Origin of the sequence: Dyella japonica DSM 16301, assembly GCF_001010355.1 — a bacterium.
In the GTDB taxonomy this organism is placed as follows: Bacteria; Pseudomonadota; Gammaproteobacteria; order Xanthomonadales; family Rhodanobacteraceae; genus Dyella; species Dyella japonica.
This window is the reverse complement of the sequence record NZ_JPLA01000159.1, coordinates 1-409: the sequence shown is the minus strand read 5'-3', so window position 1 is coordinate 409 and position 409 is coordinate 1. Positions and strand designations below refer to the sequence as shown.

Below are 409 nucleotides of genomic sequence, written 5' to 3'. Positions count from 1 at the left end.
AAAGCTAATACTGTAGGTGCTGCTTTCACTGATATTGATTCCGGAGAGAATCCTACAGCTAAAACTGCAACTCTTATTAACCATGCAGTAACTGCTGAATCTGCTGGTACTTATAAAGTCATCGTTACTGATGCTAACGGTACTACTATCGAGAGTTCTTCTCTGCTGGGTGTAGGAGTTCAGGAACCACCTGAAGTAGCTTCTATTGTTGCTTATCCAAGTCCGTTGGCTCTATCAGTAGCTGATGATATTACCGATGGTAAAACAGTTAAGTTTTCTTCCCTGCCTGCTGGCTCTTTGATTGGTACTCTGTCCATTAAGCCCCAGCTTGACAGTGGTAAAGCTACTGCTGAGATTAGTGGTAATGTACTGACCGTTAAACCTGTAGCCGCAGGTGACACTACTGTAG

The 409-nt window shown here is 43.5% G+C and carries 1 protein-coding gene; it reads left to right on the top strand.

Features of this window, described 5'->3' with window-relative positions; translation table 11 throughout:
• On the top strand, nt 1-409 hold a 409-nt coding region (locus tag Y882_RS20400), incomplete at both ends, for a hypothetical protein (protein WP_046973430.1).